The following is a 19,321-nucleotide window of genomic DNA, read 5'->3' on the forward strand; positions in this document are numbered from 1 at the left end:
CAAGCCCTGGCCGCGCGCCGCCTCGCCTGACAAACTAGCCTACACAGCATGAAGAACAACGCAGCCAGCTCCAAAGCCGATCGGTACATCAAGAAGGCCGAGGCCAGCTACTTCGCCGGCCGGTACCCTGAAGCCATCGAACATGCGGAGAAGGCTGGCAAGCTGGCCCCCGGCCTCTACCAGGCCTACTACTTGCGCGCCGTAGCCACGCTCGGCCTGCAGCAGATCGAGCAGGCTTACCGCATCGCGCAGGACGGGTTGAAGGCGCACCCGAACCAGCCTGACATGATCGCCACGGTCGCCCGCATCCTGAGCACGATGGGCAAGCACGAGCCGGCCCGCATCATGCTGCGGGACTGCGTCGCCGCACACCCGCGCAGCCTGGCGGCCTGGGCCAACTATGCCATCGTCCTGCAGAAGCTGGCCCTGCATGCGGACGCCAAGCACGCGTCTCTCAAAGCGCTCGAGATCGCCCCCAACAATCCCGCCATCCTGGCAAATTACGCCAACGACCTGAAAGACACGGGATTCGCGGAAGACGCGATCTCGGTACTCAGGAAGGCCGCGGCCCTTGACCCGGACAACAAGAGCATCCGCTCCAATCTGCTGTTCCTCTTGTTGTTCGGCGAGAAGACGAGCGCCGGCGACCTGCTGAAGGAAGCCGGCAGCTTCGCGCAGTTGCTTGCGAGCAAGCGCCGGCCTCTGTTGCACGTGCAACAGAGGCCGGCGTCCGAGCGCATTCGCATTGGCATTCTTTCGAATGACCTGTTCCGCCACGCGTGCTCCTACATCCTGATTCCCTTCATCGCCAATCTGGACCGGGCGCGATTCGAAGTGGTGGCGCTCGGCCTGCACGCCTATCGGGACACCGTCACGCAAAAGATCGCCATGTATTGCGATCGCTTCGTCGACGTCGCCAACATGGCGGAGAACGAAGTCGTGCGGACAGTGCGCGAGGAAAACCTCGACCTGCTGATCGATCTCGGCGGCTACACGGGCACCTCGCCCTTGCACTACATGGTCTATGGCCTGGCGCCCGTCCAGCTCACCTGGCTGGGTTATCCCGGCAGCACCGGGATGCCAGCCATCCACCATCGCATCACGGACTGGATCGGCGACCCGGCTGGGGCCGAATCGCACTACACGGAAAACCTGTTGCGCGCGCCGGGCATCTTCGCGGTCTACTACCCGATGATCAATAGTCCGCTAAAGGCCTACCAGCCCGAATACCAGGTACGCGAAACGCCCGCCACCCGCAACGGCTTCATCACCTTCGGCTCCTGCAACAACCTCGGCAAGATCACGGACCGCACGCTGCGGCTCTGGAGCACCACCCTGGCAAGCTGCGCGGATAGCCGGCTGCTGGTGGAAGCCGCGGAACTCGACCGGGACGAGGTAAGGATTCCGCTTCTGGAGCGCATGCAGCAGGCCGGAATCGATACGCAGCGGGTGAGCTGCATCCCGAGGGAAGGCAAGAACCAATACCTGACCTACCACGATATCGACATCGTGCTGGATACCTCCCCCGTCACAGGCGGCAATACCACCTGCGACGCGCTCTGGATGGGCGTGCCCGTGGTCACGCTGGCCTGCGCCCCCTTCCACACCCGCGTTTCGGCGCCGTTCCTGCACGCCATGGGGCTGGACGAGCTGATCTGCGAGACCGAAGAAGCCTATGTCACGGTGGCGGCCAGCCTAGCCAGCAGCCTCGACCAGCTCAATGCCCTGCGCCTGAGCATGCGGCACCGCTTCGAGAAGAGTGCGATCTTCGACGCCGCTGGCTTCGCGCGCTGGTTCGAAAGCCAGGCGGTGGCGCTGGTCGGGCAGCACCGCGACGTCAGTCATCTCGAGGCGCGCACGCAGGACGGCGTGTTCTGCGCCGGCGCATGGCATTCCATGGAAGAACTCGTGCTGACCATCGGCCTGCTGCTGGAGGAAGCCCGGCATATCGAGCTGAGCAGCCTGCTGGAGAACATGTCGGCAAAGTGGAGCAAGCACTGGCTGGTCGCGTTCGCGCTGGGCTGCTGAGCGTACGCATGGACGAAGGCGGCCACGACAAACATCCTGCAACAGCAGTTCGGCCTGGATCTCGCCTTGATCGAGCGCCAGGGAAAACCAACAACCATGAAATCCTGGGCATCCAGGTATTGGAGGAAGCCGCATGAAAGCCGTCATCCTGGCGGGCGGGCTTGGTACCCGCATTTCCGAAGAGTCGCACCTGCGCCCCAAGCCGATGATCGAGATCGGCGGCAAGCCGATCTTGTGGCACATCATGAAGATGTACGCGGCGCACGGCATCAATGATTTCGTCATCTGCCTGGGCTACAAGGGCTACGTCATCAAGGAGTACTTCGCCAACTACTTCCTGCACATGTCGGATGTCACCTTCGATATGTCCGAGAACCGCATGGACGTGCATTGCCGCAAAGCAGAGCCGTGGCGGGTCACGCTGGTCGACACCGGCGAAGATGCGCAAACCGGCGGCCGGCTGCGCAGGGTACGCGACTATCTCACACCTGGTGAGTCGTTCTGCTTCACGTACGGCGATGGTGTCTCCAGCATCGACCTGAGCGCGGAGATCGCCTTCCACCGCAAACACGGACGCTGGGCAACCGTCGCCGCCGTGCAGCCTCCCGGGCGCTATGGCGCGCTCGAGCGGACCAATGAGGGCATGGTCACCGGTTTTTCCGAGAAGCCACGCGGCGACGGCGGCTGGATCAACGGGGGCTTCTTCGTGCTCGAGCGCGAGGTGCTGGACCTGATCGCCGACGACCAGACCCCCTGGGAACAAGCGCCGATGAAGGAACTGGCGCGCCTGGGGCATCTCCTGGCCTTTGAGCACGCCGGATTCTGGCAGCCCATGGACACGCTGCGCGAAAAGACCCAGCTGGAAGAAATGTGGCAGTCCGGCTCCGCTCCCTGGAAATGCTGGTAATGCATGCACTGTCCTGCTACACCGGGCGCTCTGTCTTCCTGACGGGCCATACCGGTTTCAAAGGCTCCTGGATGGCGATGTGGCTGAGCCGGCTGGGCGCGCGCGTGAGCGGCTATGCCCTGCCCTGCGCCACCAGCCCGGCACTGTTCACCCTGGCCGATGTCGAGGCGGGCATGCACGCGCACCACCATGGCGATGTCCGCGACCAGGCTGCCTTGACCGCGGCACTGCACGCGGCACAGCCCGAGATCATCTTTCACCTCGCCGCCCAACCACTGGTGCGCGCCAGCTACGATCAGCCGGTGCAAACGTGGGCGACCAATGTGATGGGCACCGTGCACCTGCTGGAGGCCGTGAGGGCCTGCCCATCGGTGCGCGCCGTGGTAGTGGTCACCACCGACAAGAGTTATGAAAACCGAGAATGGCTGTGGGGCTACCGCGAGACCGACCCGCTTGGCGGCCACGATCCCTACAGTGCCAGCAAGGCTGGCGCAGAGCTCGTGGCGGCGAGCTACCGGCAAGCCTTCCTGGCCAGGAGCGGCGTACTGGTGGCGACCGCGCGTGCCGGCAACGTGATCGGCGGCGGCGACTGGTCGATGGATCGCCTGATCGCGGATGCCGCGCGCGCCGCCGCGACAGCGCAGCCGCTGCGCATCCGCAGCCCGGAAGCCACACGTCCCTGGCAGCATGTGCTGGAGTCGCTGCATGGATACCTGCTGCTGGGCGAACGCCTGTGGGCAGGCGAACAGGCACTGGCCGAGGCCTTCAACTTTGGTCCCGCCGCTACCGATAACCTCCCTGTGGCCGAGGTCCTCACGCGTCTGCAGGTGCACTGGCCAGGCTTGCAATGGGAGGTCGACGAGGCCGCCCGAGAGCAAGCGCCGCATGAAGCCCGCTACCTGTACCTCGATTCGGCCAAGGCCCGGCAAGTGCTGTCGTGGCGTCCGCGCTGGACGCTTGACGAGGCCCTGGCCGCTACCGCCGAGTGGTATGGCACGGTCCAGCGCGACCCACACCTGGCGCGTAGGCTCTCCGAACAACAACTGGATCGATTCTGCTCATGACAGACGCCGCACCCAACCACGGTAATTGCCGCGCCTGCGGCGCGCCGCTGGTGCACACCTTCGTCGATCTGGGACTGTCCCCGGTCTCCAACGCCTTCATCAAGCGCGAAGACGCTGGCAAGGGCGAGATGTTCTATCCGCTGCATGCGCTGGTCTGCGACCACTGCTGGCTGGTGCAGCTCAGCGATGTGACGGGGGCGGAGGCCCACTTTCACGACGACTACGCCTACTTCTCTTCGTTCTCTGCCTCCTGGCTGGAGCATGCCCGCCGCTACGTCGAGGACATGACGAAGCGCTTCGCGCTGGGCGGGAACAGCCGCGTGATGGAGATCGCCAGCAACGATGGCTACCTGCTGCAGTACTTTGTGCAGGCCGGCATCGATTGCCTGGGCATCGAGCCGACGGGCAACACCGCCGCGGCCGCGCGCGAACGCGGTGTCGCCAGCCGCGAAGTGTTCTTTGGCCACGATACCGCACAGTCGCTGCGCGACGAGGGCTGGCAGGTCGATCTCCTGCTTGGCAACAACGTGCTGGCGCATGTGCCTGACCTCAACGACTTTGTCGGCGGCATGCCTCGCGTGCTCAAGGCTGAAGGGGTGATCACCCTCGAGTTCCCGCACCTGCTGCGCCTGATGGCCGAAACGCAGTTCGATACGCTGTACCACGAGCATTTCTCCTACCTGTCGCTAAGCGCGTTGCTGCCGGTGTTTGCGCGCGCGGGCTTGCGCGTGTTCGACGTACAGACCCTGCCCACCCACGGTGGCAGCCTGCGCCTCTTTGTCTGCCACCAGGCTGCCGCGCACGCGGCCACCGCGCAGGTCGCCCAATGCCTGGCGGCGGAACAGGCCGCCGGCCTGACCACGCTCGCGCCTTACACGGCCTTTGCGGAAGCGGTGCGCGCCACCAAGCGCAGCCTGCTTGATTTTCTCGTGACTGCGCGGCGCGCCGGCAAGCGCGTGGTCGGCTATGGCGCACCGGCCAAGGGCAACACTTTGCTCAACTATTGCGGCATCGGCACCGATTTCATTGACTACACCGTGGACCGGAATCCCCACAAGCAAGGCACGCTGTTGCCAGGCTCGCGCATTCCGGTGCTGGCGCCGGAAGCCATCGACGCGGATCGTCCCGACTACGTGCTTCCTGGTGCCGATCCCGGAGGTGCGCAGCCTATGAAGTTCGTTGCCGCCCGCATGCCTGGCGTATTCCTGGTCGAGCCCGAGCAGCTGCGCGATGACCGCGGCCATTTTGCCCGCACCTGGTGCGAGCAGGCGTTTCGCGAGCAGGGCCTGGATGCGCGCCTGGTCCAGTGCAATGTGTCCTATAGCCGCCAGCGCGGAACGCTGCGTGGCATGCACTACCAGGCGGCACCGTACGCGGAGGCCAAGCTGATCCGCGTGACCCGGGGTAAGGTGCATGACGTGCTGCTGGACCTTCGCGAAGGCACGCCGGGCTTCGGCAAGTGGCAGGCGTTTGAGCTCAGCAGCGACAACGCCGCCATGCTCTATGTGCCGCAAGGCGTGGCGCACGGCTTCCAGACCCTTTGCGACGACACCGAGATGTTCTACCAGATGTCCGCCCCCTACTCTGCCGCCCACGCGGCGGGCGTACGCTGGAACGATCCCGCTTTCGATATTTCCTGGCCGCTGGAGGATCCCATCCTCTCTCCACGCGACCAACAACATCCATTGTGGCAACACCAACCCAACGCAGGAGACCCGACATGATTCCGATGTTCAAACCGCTGATCGAAGAAGAAGAAATCCAGGCGAGCCGCGAAGCCCTTGAGCTGGGCTGGCTCGGCATGGGCAGCTATGTGTCCGCGTTCGAGGAAGAAGTCAAGAAGCTGATCGGCGCCGAAGACAAATACGTGGCCGCCGTCAGCACCGGCACGGCCGGCCTGCACGTGGCGCTGCTCGTGGCCGGCGTGGGCCCGGGCGACGAGGTCATCGTTTCGTCGTTCAACTGCTCTGCGGACTTCCAGGTCATTACGCAGGTGGGCGCCGAGATCGTGTTCTGCGACTGCGAGGACGACACGCTGTGCATCGACCTCAAGCGCGCCGAGGAGCTGGTCACCGAGCGCACCAAGGCCATCATCGTGATGGACTACGACTGCCTGCTGTGCGACCACGACGAAGTGGCCGCGTTCGCCAAGCGCCACAAGCTGCGCGTCATTCACGATGCGGCGCACTCCTTTGGCTCCAAGTACAAGGGCAAGCCGGTCGGCAGCTTCTCCGATATCTGCGTGTTCAGCCATGATCCGGTGAAGACCGTGACCTGCCTGGACGGCGGCACCATCGTGGTCAGCACGCCCGAAGACCTGAAGCTGGTGCATGAGCTGCGCCTGCTCGGCATGCAACAGCCCGCGGCCGTGATGTACAAGAACCAGCGTGCCTGGACCTTCGATGTGGAGCGTGTCGGCTATCGCTATCACATGATCAATATGCATGCCGCCGTCGGCCTGGCGCAGTTGCGCAAGATCGGCACCATCGCGAAAACGCGCCGCGATGCCTGCGTGGAGTACAGCCGCCTGCTGGCCGATGTTCCCATGGTGCGCACGCCGAAGTCGAAGTTCGAAGATGTGAACCCGTTCCTGTACTACATCCGCGTCCCCGAAGGCCATCGCGACGATCTGCGCGCGTACCTCAAGGAGAACGGCGTTGACACCGGCATCCACTGGCAACCGGGCCACTGGTTCACTCTGTGGAAGGACTGCAAGGCGGGCGACCTGTCGGTCACCAACAGTGTCGGCAAGGAAATCCTGTCGCTGCCGCTGTACTCCAAGATGGATCTGGCGATCGTGCGCGAAGTGGCCGCCAAGGTGCGCAGCTATTTTGACAAAGTGATGGGCTGATATGGACACGCGCATCTCCGGCAAAGAGCTGATCGCCAGCATCAAGGCCAGCGCCGCAACGAGCCAGGTGGGCGTGGTCATCCCGGTCGGCCGGCCGGTCGTGGCCGTATTGCGGCCCATCCCGACCCGGCCCGGCTGCATCGCGCAGACCGACCTGGAATTGCTCAGCGAATGGCGCAATCGCCATGTGAAGTCCTTCCTGACCGAGTTCGCCGCGCATGCCAAACGCACCGAGCAGTGGCTGGTGGACTACGTGCACGCCAACCCCTCGAAGCTTCTATTCATGGTGGAGAGCCTTGACGGGACGCCGCTTGGCCATGTCGGCATCGATTTCATCGACTGGGACGCCAGTTACGGTGAAGCGGATGCCATCGTCAGCGGTGGCGCCTCGCCGCGCGGGCTGATGAAGGAAGCCCTGCGCACGATGCTGGACTGGGCCGAGCACCAGCTCGGCCTGCGCCACCTCGCGGTCAGGGTACGATCCGACAATAGCGCGCTGGAGTTCTATCGCAAGGTCGGCTTCGTCGAGGAAAAGCGAGTCCCCCTGAATGTGGAGAGATCGCAAGACATGGTGCGCTGGTACGAGGACCCTGCCGTGCAGGATCCGCAAGCCGCCCTGGTCTACATGAACTACCGCAAGCAGGCATGAAGCTCATCGGCACCGACCGGGCCGGACTGGTCAGCTATGTGCAAGCACAGCTGGCCAGCTTTTTTCCGGATGGCGCGGATCACCGGACCGCGCTCGAACGCTATCTGGACGAGGCACTCGCCAGGACCGGCCGTTGCGTCGACGCGGTCCGGATGTGGCGACCAGGTGAATTCGATTATCTGCACTCCAGCCAGTACGCCACCTTTCTCTACTATCTGTCCAACTCGATCTGGCGCGATGGCGGCGACCTGCGCGCGTGCACCAAACTGTTCTGCCTGAACAAGGCGCTCAACGCGATGGACCTCTTCTACGAGGTGCTCATGCCCGAAGTCTTCCTGATCGGGCACTCGGTCGGCATCGTGCTGGCAAAGGCCACTTATGGCAACTACCTGGTGCTGTACCAGAATTCCACGGTAGGCAAGAACCACGGCGCCGCCCCGGTGATCGGCGACGGCGTGGTGATGTATCCCAATACCGCCATCATCGGCCGCAGCCATGTGGCCAATGGGTCGGTGATTGCGCAGGGCGTCAGCGTGATCAACCGGGATACGCCGGGAGATTGCCTGGTTTATGCGGGAAATGCAGGGGATCTGGTTTGCAAGCCAGCACATGAACCGGCGGCGGAAGAGTATTTCCGGCTATAAGTCCCCGGGGCCGCTGGCCCGAGCCGTAAGGATCGGAATCGATAACGAAGGCATCGCGGCATGGCCAGCGCCCGCCCTCTCCCCCAGCCCCTCTCCCACAAGTGGGAGAGGGGAGCCAACCATCGGCAAAATCAACCGATTGGTGTAGCCGTGTGAAGCGCCCGAAGGGCGAGCCACACCCCAACGCGATGCGAAGCGAGCCGAGGAGGTGTGCCAAGGCCGTATGGGGCGCCCTTTTTGCCTTACTTTTTGGCAAGAACAAAAAGTAGGTCGCCGCGCCGCAGGCGTGGTGAAACTGCAGTTGCAGTTGCAGTTGCCCTTGAAGCTAAGCAACTGCAGTCACCCTGGAACCTAAACAGCCGACTTTGAAGCCGATCTTCACCCCCCCCCCGGGGAACAAGCAACCCATCATGCCTAAACGAAGCCCCCCACTCCTCCTCTTCGCCCTCCCGGCCCTGATCGTCTTCTTCGCCTTCTTCTGCCTGCCGATGGCAAAGCTGCTGGCGATCAGCATCACGGGTGAAAAAGGCGCGAGCGTCTACTGGACCGTCATCTCAAGCCAGCGCTATCTGCACAGCCTGATGGTCACGGTACTGCTATCGGCATCGGTCACGCTGACCACCCTGATCATCGCAGGCATCACCGGCACGTTCCTGGAGCGCAACGCCGTGCCCGGAAAGGCGCTGCTGGTCGCCATGCTGACGTTCCCGCTCGCCTTCCCCGGCGTGGTCATCGGCTTCATGGTCATCATGCTGGGCGGACGCAACGGCTTGCTTGCCATGGTGAGCGACTGGCTGGTGGGCGATCGCTGGACCTTTGCCTACGGTCTGGCCGGCCTGTTCGTCGGCTACCTGTACTTCTCCATCCCGCGCGTGATCCTGACGGTGATGGCAGCCGTTGCCAAGCTCGACGCATCGCTGGAAGAAGCCGCCCGCTCGCTCGGCGCGGGCCGCTGGCGCGTGGTGCGCGACGTGATGCTGCCCGCGCTGATGCCGGCCATGATTTCCAGCGGCGCGATCTGCTTTGCCACCAGCATGGGCGCCTTCGGCACCGCCTTCACGCTGGCGACGCAGCTCGACGTGCTGCCCCTCACCATCTACAACGAGTTCACCAACTACGCCAACTTCGGCATGGCCGCCGCGCTGTCCGTGCTGCTCGGCACGGTCACCTGGGCCTTGCTGGCGGTGGCGCGCTGGTTCTCGGGCGACGCCGTCGCCGCTACTGCTTGAGGCTGCCCATGATGACATCTTGGTGTGCCTGTTCATGGTGGTGCCCGTGGTGCTGTCCGTGCTCGCCGGCCTTACCAACAACATCTTTGTCGGCGTGTCCAGCGGCCTCACCACGCGCTGGCTGGTGGAGGTGTGGGCGTTCTACCGCAACACCATCTTCCTGTCGCTGGGCTAGGGGTGGTGAAACTGCAGTTGATTTTGAAGTTAAGCAGTTGCAGTTGAGCAGTTAAGCAGCTGCAGTTGCAGCTAAGCAGCTGCAGTTGCCCTTACCCCAAGCCACCAAAGCCAAAACCCAACCACCTCAAACCGTCATGCTCATCATTTCCTGATAAGCCGCCGTCAACCGGTTCCGAACCTGCACCCCGGTCTGAAACGAAACGTTAGCCTTCTGCATATCGATCATCACATCGTTGAGCGACACGCCCGGCTTGCCGAGTTCAAACGCGTCCGCCTGGCCATAGGCCTTCTCCTGCACGCTGCTGATCCGTGCCAGCGAGCGCTGGAGTTCGCCGGCAAAGCCGCCGGAAGACACGGCGGAAGCCTGGCTTTCCTGCCCGGTGGCGCTCTGGGCCAGCCCGCGCAGTTGCTGCAACATGCCGTCGATGGAAGAGATGGTAGTCATGGCGATCCGCTTGGAACCCGCCCCGCCCTGGCCAGCCGAAGCCCGCCCCGGGGGAAGCCGGTTCGAAAATGAGTCATAAAGGGTTGCGCCGGGCACCCGCCCGGGCCGCTGCCGGCAAACCTGGCAACATGCGCCGCCTATGCCACAAATACCGCATCTGCGCGCGCCGCCTGTGCCAGCCCCCGAAGCGTACCTGCGGCATCCCCTGGGCCATTGCGGGAATTCGGGTGGAAAACGAGGCCTATTCGCCGGATTGTCGGCACCCGCCTTCGATGATGATCGATACCGTGCCGAATCTGGGATGCCGCGCTCCGTTGCGCGCCCGGTCCGGACCCGAATCTCATCAACTATCGCGGGGAGTACGCGTGTTTTGTCAGCAGCGTGATCTTAGCCATGCCGAAGCCAGGGTTAGCCAGGCCAGCCGGGGTGGACAGGGCAGCCAGAGCGGCGCCCGCCATCCGGCCCAGCCGATCCTGACCCATGCCGGCCCGGCCGTGACGGGGGCGCGCGCATGAACGCCGTGGCAGCCCTGTCGAACAAGTCCGAGCTGTTCGAGCGTATCAAGACCAATCCGCGCCTGCCCATGATGCTGGGCGGCGCGGCCCTCGCCGCGGCCATCGCGGTGGGTGTGCTTTGGTCGCGTGCGCCGGACTACAAGGTGCTCTACAGCAATCTGTCCGAGCGCGACGGCGGTGCCGTCATCGCCTCCCTGCAGCAGATGAATGTGCCGTACAAGTTCGCCGAAGGCGGCGGTGCGGTGATGGTGCCTTCCGAGAAGGTCCATGAAACCCGGCTGCGCCTGGCTTCGCAGGGCTTGCCCAAGAGCGGCACCACCGGCATGGAGCTGATGGATACGCAGAAGTTCGGCATCAGCCAGTTTGCCGAACAGGTCAACTACCAGCGCGGCCTGGAAGGCGAGCTGGCCCGCTCGATCGAATCGATCGCCGCGGTGCAGTCGGCGCGCGTGCACCTGGCCATTCCCAAGCCGACGCTGTTCGTGCGCGAACGCCAGCCGAACCAGCCCGGGCAGCAGCCCGGCCAGCAAGGCCAGGCCGGCCAGGCCCAGGGCGGCGCTACCGCCACGGCCCAGTCCGGCCCGAGCAGCAACCGCCACGACTCCACCACCAACTACGAGCTCGACCGTACCGTGCGCCATGTGCAGCAGGCGCCGGGCGGCGTGAAGCGCCTGTCGGTGGCCGTGGTGGTCAACTACCGCCAGAAGGCCGGCGCCAACGGCAAGATGGTGTCCGAAGCCCTGCCCGCCGCGCAGCTCGCCCAGATCGAGAACCTGACCAAGGAAGCCATGGGCTTCTCGGCCGACCGGGGCGACTCGCTCAACGTGGTCAACAGCCCGTTCACCGTGGACACCGACATCAAGCCGGAACTGCCGCTGTGGAAGCAGCCCGACATGATCGCCCTGGCCAAGACCGGCGCCGGCTACCTGCTGCTGGCACTGCTGGCGCTGTTCGTGTGGTTCAAGGTAGCGCGCCCGGTGCTGCGCAAGTACACCGCGCCGCCGCTGCCGCCACCACAGGAGAAGTCTTCCGACAACGAAGCCATATTGCTGCCGCCTGAAGAGCCGGCCAATCCGGAAGTCCTGCGGCTTGCCGCTAAATATGAAAGCGATCTCGCCCTGGTGCGTGACGCCGCGCAGCGCGACCCGCGCCTGGTTGCTAGTGTGATCAAAAACTGGATGGCTAGCGATGACCGATGAAGGATTGCAGAAGAGCGCCATCCTGATGATGTCGCTCGGTGAAGACGCCGCAGCTGAAGTATTCAAGCACCTTGGCCCCCGCGAAGTGCAGAGCCTGGGCTCTGCCATGGCCACGCTCAACTCGGTAACGCGCGAGCAGATGTCCGCCGTGCTGGCCGAGTTCCGCGCGGAGACCGAGCAGTACCTCGCGCTGAACGTGGACTCGAGCGCCTTTATCCGCAGCGTGCTGAACAAGGCGCTGGGCGAGGAGCGTGCGGAATCGGTGATCGAGGACATCCTCGAATCCCGCGACCCGGGCGCCGGCATCGATTCGCTGAATTGGATGGATTCCACCTCGGTGGCAGAACTGATCCGAGACGAACACCCGCAGATCATCGCCACCATCCTGATCCACCTGGAGCGGCAGAAGTCGTCCGAGATCATTTCCATGTTCACGGAGCGCCTGCGCCAGGACGTGATCCTGCGTATCGCCACCTTCGGCGGCGTGCAGCCTGGCGCCCTGCAGGAACTGACCGACGTGCTGACCAAGCTGCTGGCGGGCCAGAGCCTCAAGCGCAGCCGCATGGGCGGCGTGCGTACCGCGGCCGAGATCATCAACCTGATGAGCACGGCCCACGAAGAAGCGGTGATCGAAGGCGTGCGCCTGCACGACGGCGACCTCGCGCAGAAGATCATCGACGAGATGTTCCTGTTCGAGAACCTGATGGAAGTCGACGATCGCGGCATCCAGCGCGTGCTCAAGGAAGTGGCCACCGAATCGCTCATCGTCGCGCTCAAGGGTGCGCCGGTGGAGTTGCGCGACAAGTTCATCCGCAACATGTCGACCCGCGCCGGCGAAATGCTGCGCGAAGACCTTGAAGCGCTGGGCCCGGTACGGGTCTCGCAAGTCGAGGCCGAGCAGAAGAACATCCTCCAGGTGGTGCGACGCCTGGCCGAAGCCGGCGAAGTTGTAATCGGTGGTGGCGACGATGCCTACGTCTGAACGTGCCCTGCGCCAGTTCCGGGGCCTTGCCTCGGACAGCGATCTTGTCGATGGTCGCAGCGACCATCCTGGCGATGCCGGCGACGGCCGCGCAGCGGGCAACCGCGGCGCGCAGCGGCAGGCTGGCTTCGAAAGCTTCGCCGCGCCGGCGGGCCGCGCCCCGCAGAAAAACGGCTGGCAACGCTGGCAGATGGTCTCGCTGGACCCGCGCAAGGCCGCGCCCGCTGCGGCAGAGTTCATGCCGCTGGAGCCCGCGCCGCCGCCGATCGACTTTGCCGCGCTCGACGCCATGCGCGAAGGCGCGCGCAAGGAAGGCTACGCCCAAGGCTATACCCAGGGCCAGACCCAGGGCTACGGCGACGGCCACCGCGAAGGCTATGCGCGCGGCCTGGAAGGGGCGCGCACCGAAGCCGCCCACCTGCAGCAACTGGCCGCGACCTTCAGCCACGCGCTTGGCCGCGTCGACGAGGAAGTGGCCCAGACCCTGATTTCACTGGCGCTGGATGTAGCGCGCCAACTGGTGCAGCAAGCCGTGCAGGCCGACCCCGCCGTGTTGCTGCCGGCGGTGCGTGAACTGCTCGCGGCCGAGCCGGCGCTGTCCGGCTCGCCCTGCCTGCTGCTCAACCCCGAAGATGTCACGCTGGTCGAAACCCACCTGAGCGGCGAGCTGCAAGCCGCCGGCTGGAGCGTGCGCGCCGACCCGGGCATCGCGCGCGGTGGCTGCGTGGCGAGCGCCGCCAGCGGCGAGCTCGATGCCACGCTGTCCACGCGCTGGAGCCGCGTGGTCAAGGCGCTCGGCCGCGACGACCCATGGGAGCCACCGCATGCCTGATGCCTCGGCCAATACCTCAACGGATTTCACCGCCGGCCTGCATGGCCAGCGCTGGCGCGATGCGCTTACCGCGGCCTCGGCCGGCATTGCCGAGATCGACAGCAAGCGCAGCTGCGGCCGCTTGACCCGGGCCGCCGGCCTGGTGCTGGAAGCCGTGGGCCTGCGCCTGCCGGTGGGCAGCGATTGCCTGATCGAGCTGCCGGGTGGCCAGTTGCATGGCAAGCACACCGGCCCGCGCCTGGCCGAGGCGGAAGTGGTCGGCTTTGGCGCCGACCGGCTCTACCTGATGCCGCAATCGGACGTGGTGGGCCTGGTGCCAGGCGCGCGCGTCTATCCGCTCGAACCCACGCCGCTGCCCAGTGGCGATACCACCCCGCGCGAGCCGGGCTCGAAGCGCCTGCCGGTGGGCGAAGGCCTGCTTGGGCGCGTGCTCGATGCCGCCGGACGTCCGCTCGACGGCCTGGGTCCCATCACCGCCGCCACCGAGGTCACGCTCGGCGGCACCCAGATCAACCCGCTGTCGCGCGCGCCCATCGAGACCGTGCTTGACGTAGGCGTGCGTGCCATCAACGGCATGCTGACAGTCGGCCGCGGCCAGCGCATGGGCCTGTTCGCCGGCTCCGGCGTGGGCAAGAGCGTGTTGCTGGGCATGATGGCGCGCTACACCAGCGCGGAAGTGATCGTGGTCGGCCTGATCGGCGAGCGCGGCCGCGAAGTGAAGGATTTCATCGAGAACATCCTGGGCCCGGAAGGGCGCGCGCGCTCCGTGGTGGTGGCGGCACCGGCCGACACCTCGCCGCTGCTGCGCATGCAGGGCGCCTCCTATGCCACGCGCCTGGCCGAGTATTTCCGCGACCAGGGCCGCCACGTGCTGCTGATCATGGACTCGCTCACGCGCTACGCCATGGCCCAGCGCGAGATCGCCCTGGCCATCGGCGAGCCGCCCGCCACCAAAGGCTATCCGCCCTCCGTGTTTGCCAAGCTCCCCACGCTGGTGGAGCGTGCCGGCAACGGCGCCGAAGGCGGTGGCTCGATCACGGCCTTCTACACCGTGCTGACCGAAGGCGACGACCAGCAGGACCCGATCGCGGATTCCGCGCGCGCCATCCTGGACGGCCACATCGTGCTCTCGCGTAGCCTGGCGGAATCCGGCCACTACCCCGCCATCGACGTGGAAGCCTCGATCAGCCGTGCCATGACGGCGCTGATCGACCAGCCACAGTTCGCCTCGGTGCGGCGCTTCAAGCAATTGATGTCGCGCTACCAGCGCAACCGCGACCTGATCAGCGTGGGCGCATATGTGCCGGGCAACGATCCGGAACTGGATCTGGCCATCCACCTGCATCCGCAGATGGAAAGCTTCCTGCAGCAAGATATCCATGAGCGCGCCGGCTACGACGCCTCGATCGGCCAGTTGCATAGTCTCTTCCACCGGAGTGAACATGACTAAGCCATCTGCATTGAACACCTTGGCCGACCTGGCCCAGAACGATACGGATGCCGCCGCGCGCGAGCTGGGCCGGCTGCAAGGCCTGCGCAACCAGGCGGAGCAGCAACTGGCCGCGCTCACGCAGTACCGGCAGGAATACCGCGAGCGCATGCAGGCCATCGCGCAGGACGGCATGACCTCCACGCGCTGGCAGGACTTTGCGCAGTTCCTGGCCTCGCTCGACACCGCCATCCGCCAGCAGACCGAATCGCTGGCCCGGGCCGAGGCGCAGTTGCTGGCCGGCCGCGCCAACTGGCAGCAGCAAAAACGCCGCCAGAGTTCCTTCGACACCCTCATTACCCGCGCGCAAACGCGCGAGCAGCAAGCCAGCACGCGTCGCGAACAACGCGACACCGACGAATACGCAGCCCGCGCCGCCCGCCTGCAAGTCGCAGGCCGCCACCGCTAAGCCGCCCAGCCAGACCGAACCCGAACATGATCGATATCAGCCAGATTGTCAGCAATGCCGCCACGGCCGCCTCTTCGCGCAGCGCCAGCAACACCAGCAATGCCGATGCGAAGTCGCAAGGGTTCGGCGATGCGCTGGCGCGCGCCCGCAACGACGACCGCTCCAGCAGCAACACCAGCACCAGCACCAGCACCAACGCCAACATCAACAGCGCGCCGGCGCGCAACGACGCCAGCGGCCAGAACGGCAACGCCACCGCGCCAGGCGCGCAGGCCGGCACGGTAGCGGCCAAGCCGCCGCGCCGCCAGGACAAGGATGATGAGCAGTCCCAGGACCAGGCTGCGGATCCCGCCGCCCAGTCCGCCGCCGCCGCGTTGGCCGCCCTGCTGGCGCCGCAGCCTGCCCAGCCGGCGCTGCCTGCCGCGCTGGCAGCCAACGGCACGCTACCGGGCTCGGCCGGACTGCCTGGCACTGCCGCCCTGGGCGCGCAAGCCGGTTTGAAGGATCCGGCCCTGGCCACCGCCACGGGCGCTGCGGCTGCCACCGTCGACGCTGCCGCTCCGGCCGGCTCGGCCGCCGCCGATACGCTGGCCACCATCGCCTCCCAGCGCGCCGCGCTGCAGCCGGTCACGCAGGCAACGGCCAGCACCCAGGCCGCAAGCACGGACAAGCCTGCTGCCCCTGCCGCTGACGCGGCCAAGGCAACCCCGGACCCGATGCAACTGGCGGCAGCCATGCGTGCCGCCGAGCCGGCCAGCACCGACGCCACGCCCGCAGCGGTCACGCCGCTGATGGCGGCCGGCACCCTGGCCGCAAGCCAGGCACCGACCTCCGGTGGCCTGTCGCCGACCACCTCGCTGCCGATCGCGCCGCCGGTGGGCGATGGCCAATGGCCGCAAGCGCTCGGACAGCAGATGGTGCGCCTGTCGACCCAGGGCAACCACACCGCCGAGCTGCAGCTCAACCCGCCCGACCTCGGCCCGCTCAAGGTTGTGCTCAACGTCGTCAACGACCAGGCCCAGGCCCAGTTCGTCTCGCCCCACGCCGCCGTGCGCGCCGCGGTCGAAGCCGCGCTGCCGCAACTGCGCACCGCGCTGGCCGACAGCGGCATCCAGCTGGGCCAGACCTCGGTGGGCGCCGACAGCTTTGCCGGCCAGGCTGGCAACGGCCAGCAGCAGCAACGCCAGCCGGGCAATGCGCAGAACGGCTTCGGCACGCTGGCAGGCATGCCGGCAGCCCCGGTCAATGCCGGCCCCACGGCACCTGTGGCACGTACCCTGGCACGCGGCGAAGTCGACACCTTCGCCTGACCGGCCGGGCGGGAGGGACGCCCGGGCGCACACACCCGGGCTTTCCACGCAGCCCCGCGCATTCGCGCTTACCATGTCGTTTTAGAGCAGGGCCGCAGCCCCCAGGGCTGGCGCGCCCCGCCCGCCAAGACGCCATGACCTTCGACCTGTTCGACTCCCTCCCGCAAGACGCCCCCCACGCCGAGCCCATCGTGCCCGGCGCGGTAGTGCTGCGCGGCTTCGCGCGCGAGCATGCGCCAACCCTGCTGGATCACGTGCGCGACATCGCCGCGCAGGCGCCGTGGCGCCACCTGATCACCCCGGGCGGCCTGCGCATGTCGGTGGCCATGACCAACTGCGGGCCGTTTGGCTGGGTCTCGGATGTCACGGGCTACCGCTACGAAGCGGCCGATCCCCTCAGTGGCCAGCCCTGGCCAGCCATGCCGGATGCCTTCCTGGCGCTGGCGCGCGATGCGGCCGCCACGGCCGGCTTTGCCGACTTCAAGCCGGACGCGTGCCTGCTCAACCGCTATGCGCCGGGCACCCGCCTCTCCCTGCACCAGGACCGCGACGAACTCGACCTGCGCGCGCCCATCGTCTCGGTATCGCTCGGCCTGCCGGCCGTGTTCCTGTTCGGCGGCCTCAAGCGCGCCGAGCGTGTGCAGCGCGTGCGGCTGGCGCACGGCGATGTGGTGGTATGGGGCGGCCCAGCCAGGCTGGCGTTCCACGGCATTGCGCCGCTGGCCGACGGCGATCACGCGCTGGTGGGGCGCGAGCGGATCAACCTGACCTTGCGCAAGACGCGCTAGCGGGACGCCAGGCGCGCATTGGCGCGGCGCGCGTCAGCCGATCTCGTCGAGCAACGCCAGCCGGCCATCGTCGGGAAACGCCTTGACGCGGTACCTGGCGGGATATTGCGCCTCTTCCTCCAGCAAGTCGCCCAGCAGCGCCAGCGCCTGCTGCCAGCCCACCACGCGGGTGCGCCCCAGGGCATCGTCGGCATCGGGCCGCACCAGGGCGATGCGGTCCGCGCACGGCAGCGAGGTATCCACGCCGCGCGTCCAGGTGGTGAGCGAAAACGAGCTCAGCGGATCATCCTGATGGCCATAGAGCAGGTAGCTGGCCAGGAAGACATCGGCGCCGTCGCGCTGGTTCAGGCGGTCCAGCGCGGCCTTTTGCGTGTCGTATTCTTCCTTGCGGTACAGCCGCGCCAGATGGGCGAGGTGCCGTGCCGCCTCCTCGCTGGCCGGCGCGAAATGCGATACCTCGTTCCCCGTGGGCACGGCGTGCGCCACGCCGCCGGGCTGGTAGCAGAACATGGCAGGCGAAATCGTGCGGCCCTGGCGGGACGCCTGCAGGCTGAGCTCCGCCATCCGCAACTGCCCGGCGGCGTCCTGGTCGCCCGTCACCAGCAGCACCTCGCGGGTGGGCATCATGAACACCGGGCGGCCGCGCACCGGCACCCGCTCCAGCACATCCGGCAGCAGGGCGCGGCTGGCCTCATAGCCGTCGCGCCAGGCGCCTTGGTAGACGCCCTGCGCAACCGGCACGAACGCCTCGGCGGTGTGGTCGCGAAGGTTGTCGCCGGCGATCCGCAGGGCCTGCTCCAGCGTCAGTTGCCAGGAGACGGACGGGCCGTTGAGCAAGGTCGACGTGGTCTCGGGGTAGTCCACCGCCAGCAGGATCACGCAGTCTTCGCCAAAGGGCAGGTAGGCCACATCGAACGTCGAGGCATCGCCCTCCGTGCGCAAGTGGTGCAGCCGGATCTCATCGATCAGCGAGCGGCTGCGGATCAGCGGGCGGAGCATGGGCCCAGCCTCGGACAGCAAGGCCGGCGTGGCCTGCCCGCTGGAACACAAGGTGGCCACGAAGCCATGCAGCGCCTTGTCGCGCTGCGCGCCAGGCGCCTCGCAATACGCCCGGTAGGCATTGTGGAGGGGAGGTTGAAAAAGGCGTTGCGCCCGTGCTCCAGGCGGAACTCTTCGGCGTTGAAATCGAGGCGACCGGCAAACCCCTGGCGCCTGGCCGCGGCAATGAACAACGCCGCGAAACGATCCGGCGGCGGCTTGCGCAGGAAAAGCGAATCGAAGAAACCCATGGCGATGGCGTAGCCCGGAGGTTGGGCCGGATGGTCCGGATGGCAGTGCTTACACCTTACCTCATGTCCCGGCGTTCCGGCAGCACCCGCACGCACCGCCATGCGCCCTGCCGCTCAGTGTTCCCCCACCTTGTTTTCCGCTATTCTTGGGCTCGCCCAGGCGCCTGGCCGATCATTCGCCCGCGGCGGCGCCCCCGCCCCCAGGATCACAGGAAACCCGAATTGACGCGCATCTGCCTGAACATGATCGTGAAGAACGAGGCCCCGGTGATCGCCCGCTGCCTCGCGTCCGTCAAGCCATGGATCGACCGCTGGGTGATCGTCGACACCGGCTCCACCGACGGCACCCAGGCGCTGGTGCGCGAGGTGATGGGGAAGCTGCCTGGCACGTTGCATGAGCGCCCCTGGATCGATTTCGCGCACAACCGCAACGAAGCGCTGGCGCTGGCCCGCGCGTGTAGCGAGGGCCATGCCCGTGCCGATGACTACGTGCTGTTCATCGATGCCGACGAAA

General features: G+C 66.3%; 18 protein-coding genes and 1 pseudogene. 17 read left to right on the forward strand and 2 right to left on the reverse strand.

Annotation, left to right across the window (positions count from 1 at the left end; all coding sequences use genetic code 11):
- The first annotated feature begins 48 nt into the window (after positions 1 to 48).
- The 9 genes and pseudogenes from OR16_RS00785 to OR16_RS40645 form a co-directional block, all read left to right on the forward strand.
- A complete protein-coding gene (locus tag OR16_RS00785) occupies positions 49 to 2,028 on the forward strand; it encodes a hypothetical protein (protein ID WP_006156063.1) in 1,980 nt (659 codons plus the stop codon).
- 133 nt (positions 2,029 to 2,161) lie between these two features.
- Positions 2,162 to 2,935 carry a glucose-1-phosphate cytidylyltransferase gene (gene rfbF / locus OR16_RS00790; protein WP_006156064.1) on the forward strand — a complete coding sequence of 258 codons (774 nt, stop codon included), beginning with the start codon at positions 2,162 to 2,164 and terminating at the stop codon, positions 2,933 to 2,935.
- On the forward strand, positions 2,935 to 3,999 hold the full coding sequence (gene rfbG / locus OR16_RS00795) for a CDP-glucose 4,6-dehydratase (protein ID WP_006156065.1): 1,065 nt from the start codon (positions 2,935 to 2,937) through the stop codon (positions 3,997 to 3,999). The genes rfbF and rfbG overlap by 1 nt, the downstream gene beginning before the upstream one ends.
- On the forward strand, positions 3,996 to 5,723 hold the full coding sequence (gene rfbC, locus OR16_RS00800; protein ID WP_006156066.1) for a dTDP-4-dehydrorhamnose 3,5-epimerase: 1,728 nt from the start codon (positions 3,996 to 3,998) through the stop codon (positions 5,721 to 5,723). The genes rfbG and rfbC overlap by 4 nt, the downstream gene beginning before the upstream one ends.
- Complete coding sequence (locus tag OR16_RS00805; protein WP_006156067.1) at positions 5,720 to 6,850, forward strand: DegT/DnrJ/EryC1/StrS family aminotransferase; 1,131 nt, start codon at positions 5,720 to 5,722, stop codon at positions 6,848 to 6,850. The genes rfbC and OR16_RS00805 overlap by 4 nt, the downstream gene beginning before the upstream one ends.
- A gap of 1 nt (position 6,851) precedes the next feature.
- The gene (locus tag OR16_RS00810) at positions 6,852 to 7,499 is read left to right on the forward strand and encodes a GNAT family N-acetyltransferase (RefSeq protein ID WP_006156068.1); all 648 of its coding nucleotides are present in this window, start codon (positions 6,852 to 6,854) and stop codon (positions 7,497 to 7,499) included.
- Positions 7,496 to 8,143 (forward strand): hypothetical protein, encoded by a 648-nt coding sequence (locus tag OR16_RS00815; protein ID WP_006156069.1) that lies wholly within the window; start codon positions 7,496 to 7,498, stop codon positions 8,141 to 8,143. The genes OR16_RS00810 and OR16_RS00815 overlap by 4 nt, the downstream gene beginning before the upstream one ends.
- A 410-nt stretch (positions 8,144 to 8,553) precedes the next feature.
- Positions 8,554 to 9,372, forward strand: coding sequence for an ABC transporter permease (locus OR16_RS00820; RefSeq protein WP_006156070.1), 819 nt, complete (start codon positions 8,554 to 8,556; stop codon positions 9,370 to 9,372).
- Between the two features lie 34 nt (positions 9,373 to 9,406).
- Positions 9,407 to 9,544 (forward strand): annotated as a pseudogene (locus OR16_RS40645) (ABC transporter permease); the annotation flags it as partial.
- Between the two features lie 129 nt (positions 9,545 to 9,673).
- On the opposite strand, the gene fliE reads toward OR16_RS40645, so the two are convergent.
- Entirely contained in the window at positions 9,674 to 9,994 is a 321-nt protein-coding gene (gene fliE, locus OR16_RS00825; RefSeq protein WP_006156072.1) for a flagellar hook-basal body complex protein FliE, read from the reverse strand.
- 511 nt (positions 9,995 to 10,505) lie between these two features.
- Here fliE and fliF point away from each other — a divergent pair.
- The 7 genes from fliF (at position 10,506) to alkB (ending at position 17,518) form a co-directional block, all read left to right on the forward strand.
- A complete protein-coding gene (gene fliF / locus OR16_RS00830) occupies positions 10,506 to 11,708 on the forward strand; it encodes a flagellar basal-body MS-ring/collar protein FliF (RefSeq protein ID WP_006156073.1) in 1,203 nt (400 codons plus the stop codon).
- Entirely contained in the window at positions 11,698 to 12,690 is a 993-nt protein-coding gene (gene fliG, locus OR16_RS00835) for a flagellar motor switch protein FliG (protein WP_006156074.1), read from the forward strand. The genes fliF and fliG overlap by 11 nt, the downstream gene beginning before the upstream one ends.
- Positions 12,677 to 13,522: a flagellar assembly protein FliH gene (gene fliH, locus OR16_RS00840; protein ID WP_006156075.1), complete on the forward strand. Its 846-nt coding sequence runs from the start codon at positions 12,677 to 12,679 to the stop codon at positions 13,520 to 13,522. Before fliG ends, fliH begins: the two co-directional genes overlap by 14 nt.
- A complete protein-coding gene (fliI, locus tag OR16_RS00845; RefSeq protein ID WP_006156076.1) occupies positions 13,515 to 14,972 on the forward strand; it encodes a flagellar protein export ATPase FliI in 1,458 nt (485 codons plus the stop codon). Before fliH ends, fliI begins: the two co-directional genes overlap by 8 nt.
- Positions 14,965 to 15,420: a flagellar export protein FliJ gene (gene fliJ / locus OR16_RS00850; protein ID WP_043417896.1), complete on the forward strand. Its 456-nt coding sequence runs from the start codon at positions 14,965 to 14,967 to the stop codon at positions 15,418 to 15,420. The genes fliI and fliJ overlap by 8 nt, the downstream gene beginning before the upstream one ends.
- Before the next feature lie 26 nt (positions 15,421 to 15,446).
- On the forward strand, positions 15,447 to 16,730 hold the full coding sequence (locus OR16_RS00855; RefSeq protein WP_006156078.1) for a flagellar hook-length control protein FliK: 1,284 nt from the start codon (positions 15,447 to 15,449) through the stop codon (positions 16,728 to 16,730).
- 134 nt (positions 16,731 to 16,864) lie between these two features.
- Complete coding sequence (gene alkB / locus OR16_RS00860; RefSeq protein WP_006156079.1) at positions 16,865 to 17,518, forward strand: DNA oxidative demethylase AlkB; 654 nt, start codon at positions 16,865 to 16,867, stop codon at positions 17,516 to 17,518.
- Positions 17,519 to 17,551: 33 nt separating this feature from the next.
- Here alkB and OR16_RS00865 read toward each other — a convergent pair whose 3' ends face one another.
- On the reverse strand, positions 17,552 to 18,517 hold the full coding sequence (locus OR16_RS00865; protein ID WP_006156080.1) for a hypothetical protein: 966 nt from the start codon (positions 18,515 to 18,517) through the stop codon (positions 17,552 to 17,554).
- Positions 18,518 to 19,029: 512 nt separating this feature from the next.
- On the opposite strand from OR16_RS00865, the gene OR16_RS45095 reads away from it, so the two are divergent.
- Positions 19,030 to 19,321 (forward strand): glycosyltransferase (locus OR16_RS45095; RefSeq protein WP_006156081.1); only part of this gene is annotated, 292 nt, incomplete at its 3' end.

Origin of the sequence: Cupriavidus basilensis OR16, assembly GCF_000243095.1 — a bacterium.
Taxonomy (GTDB): domain Bacteria; phylum Pseudomonadota; class Gammaproteobacteria; order Burkholderiales; family Burkholderiaceae; genus Cupriavidus; species Cupriavidus basilensis_D.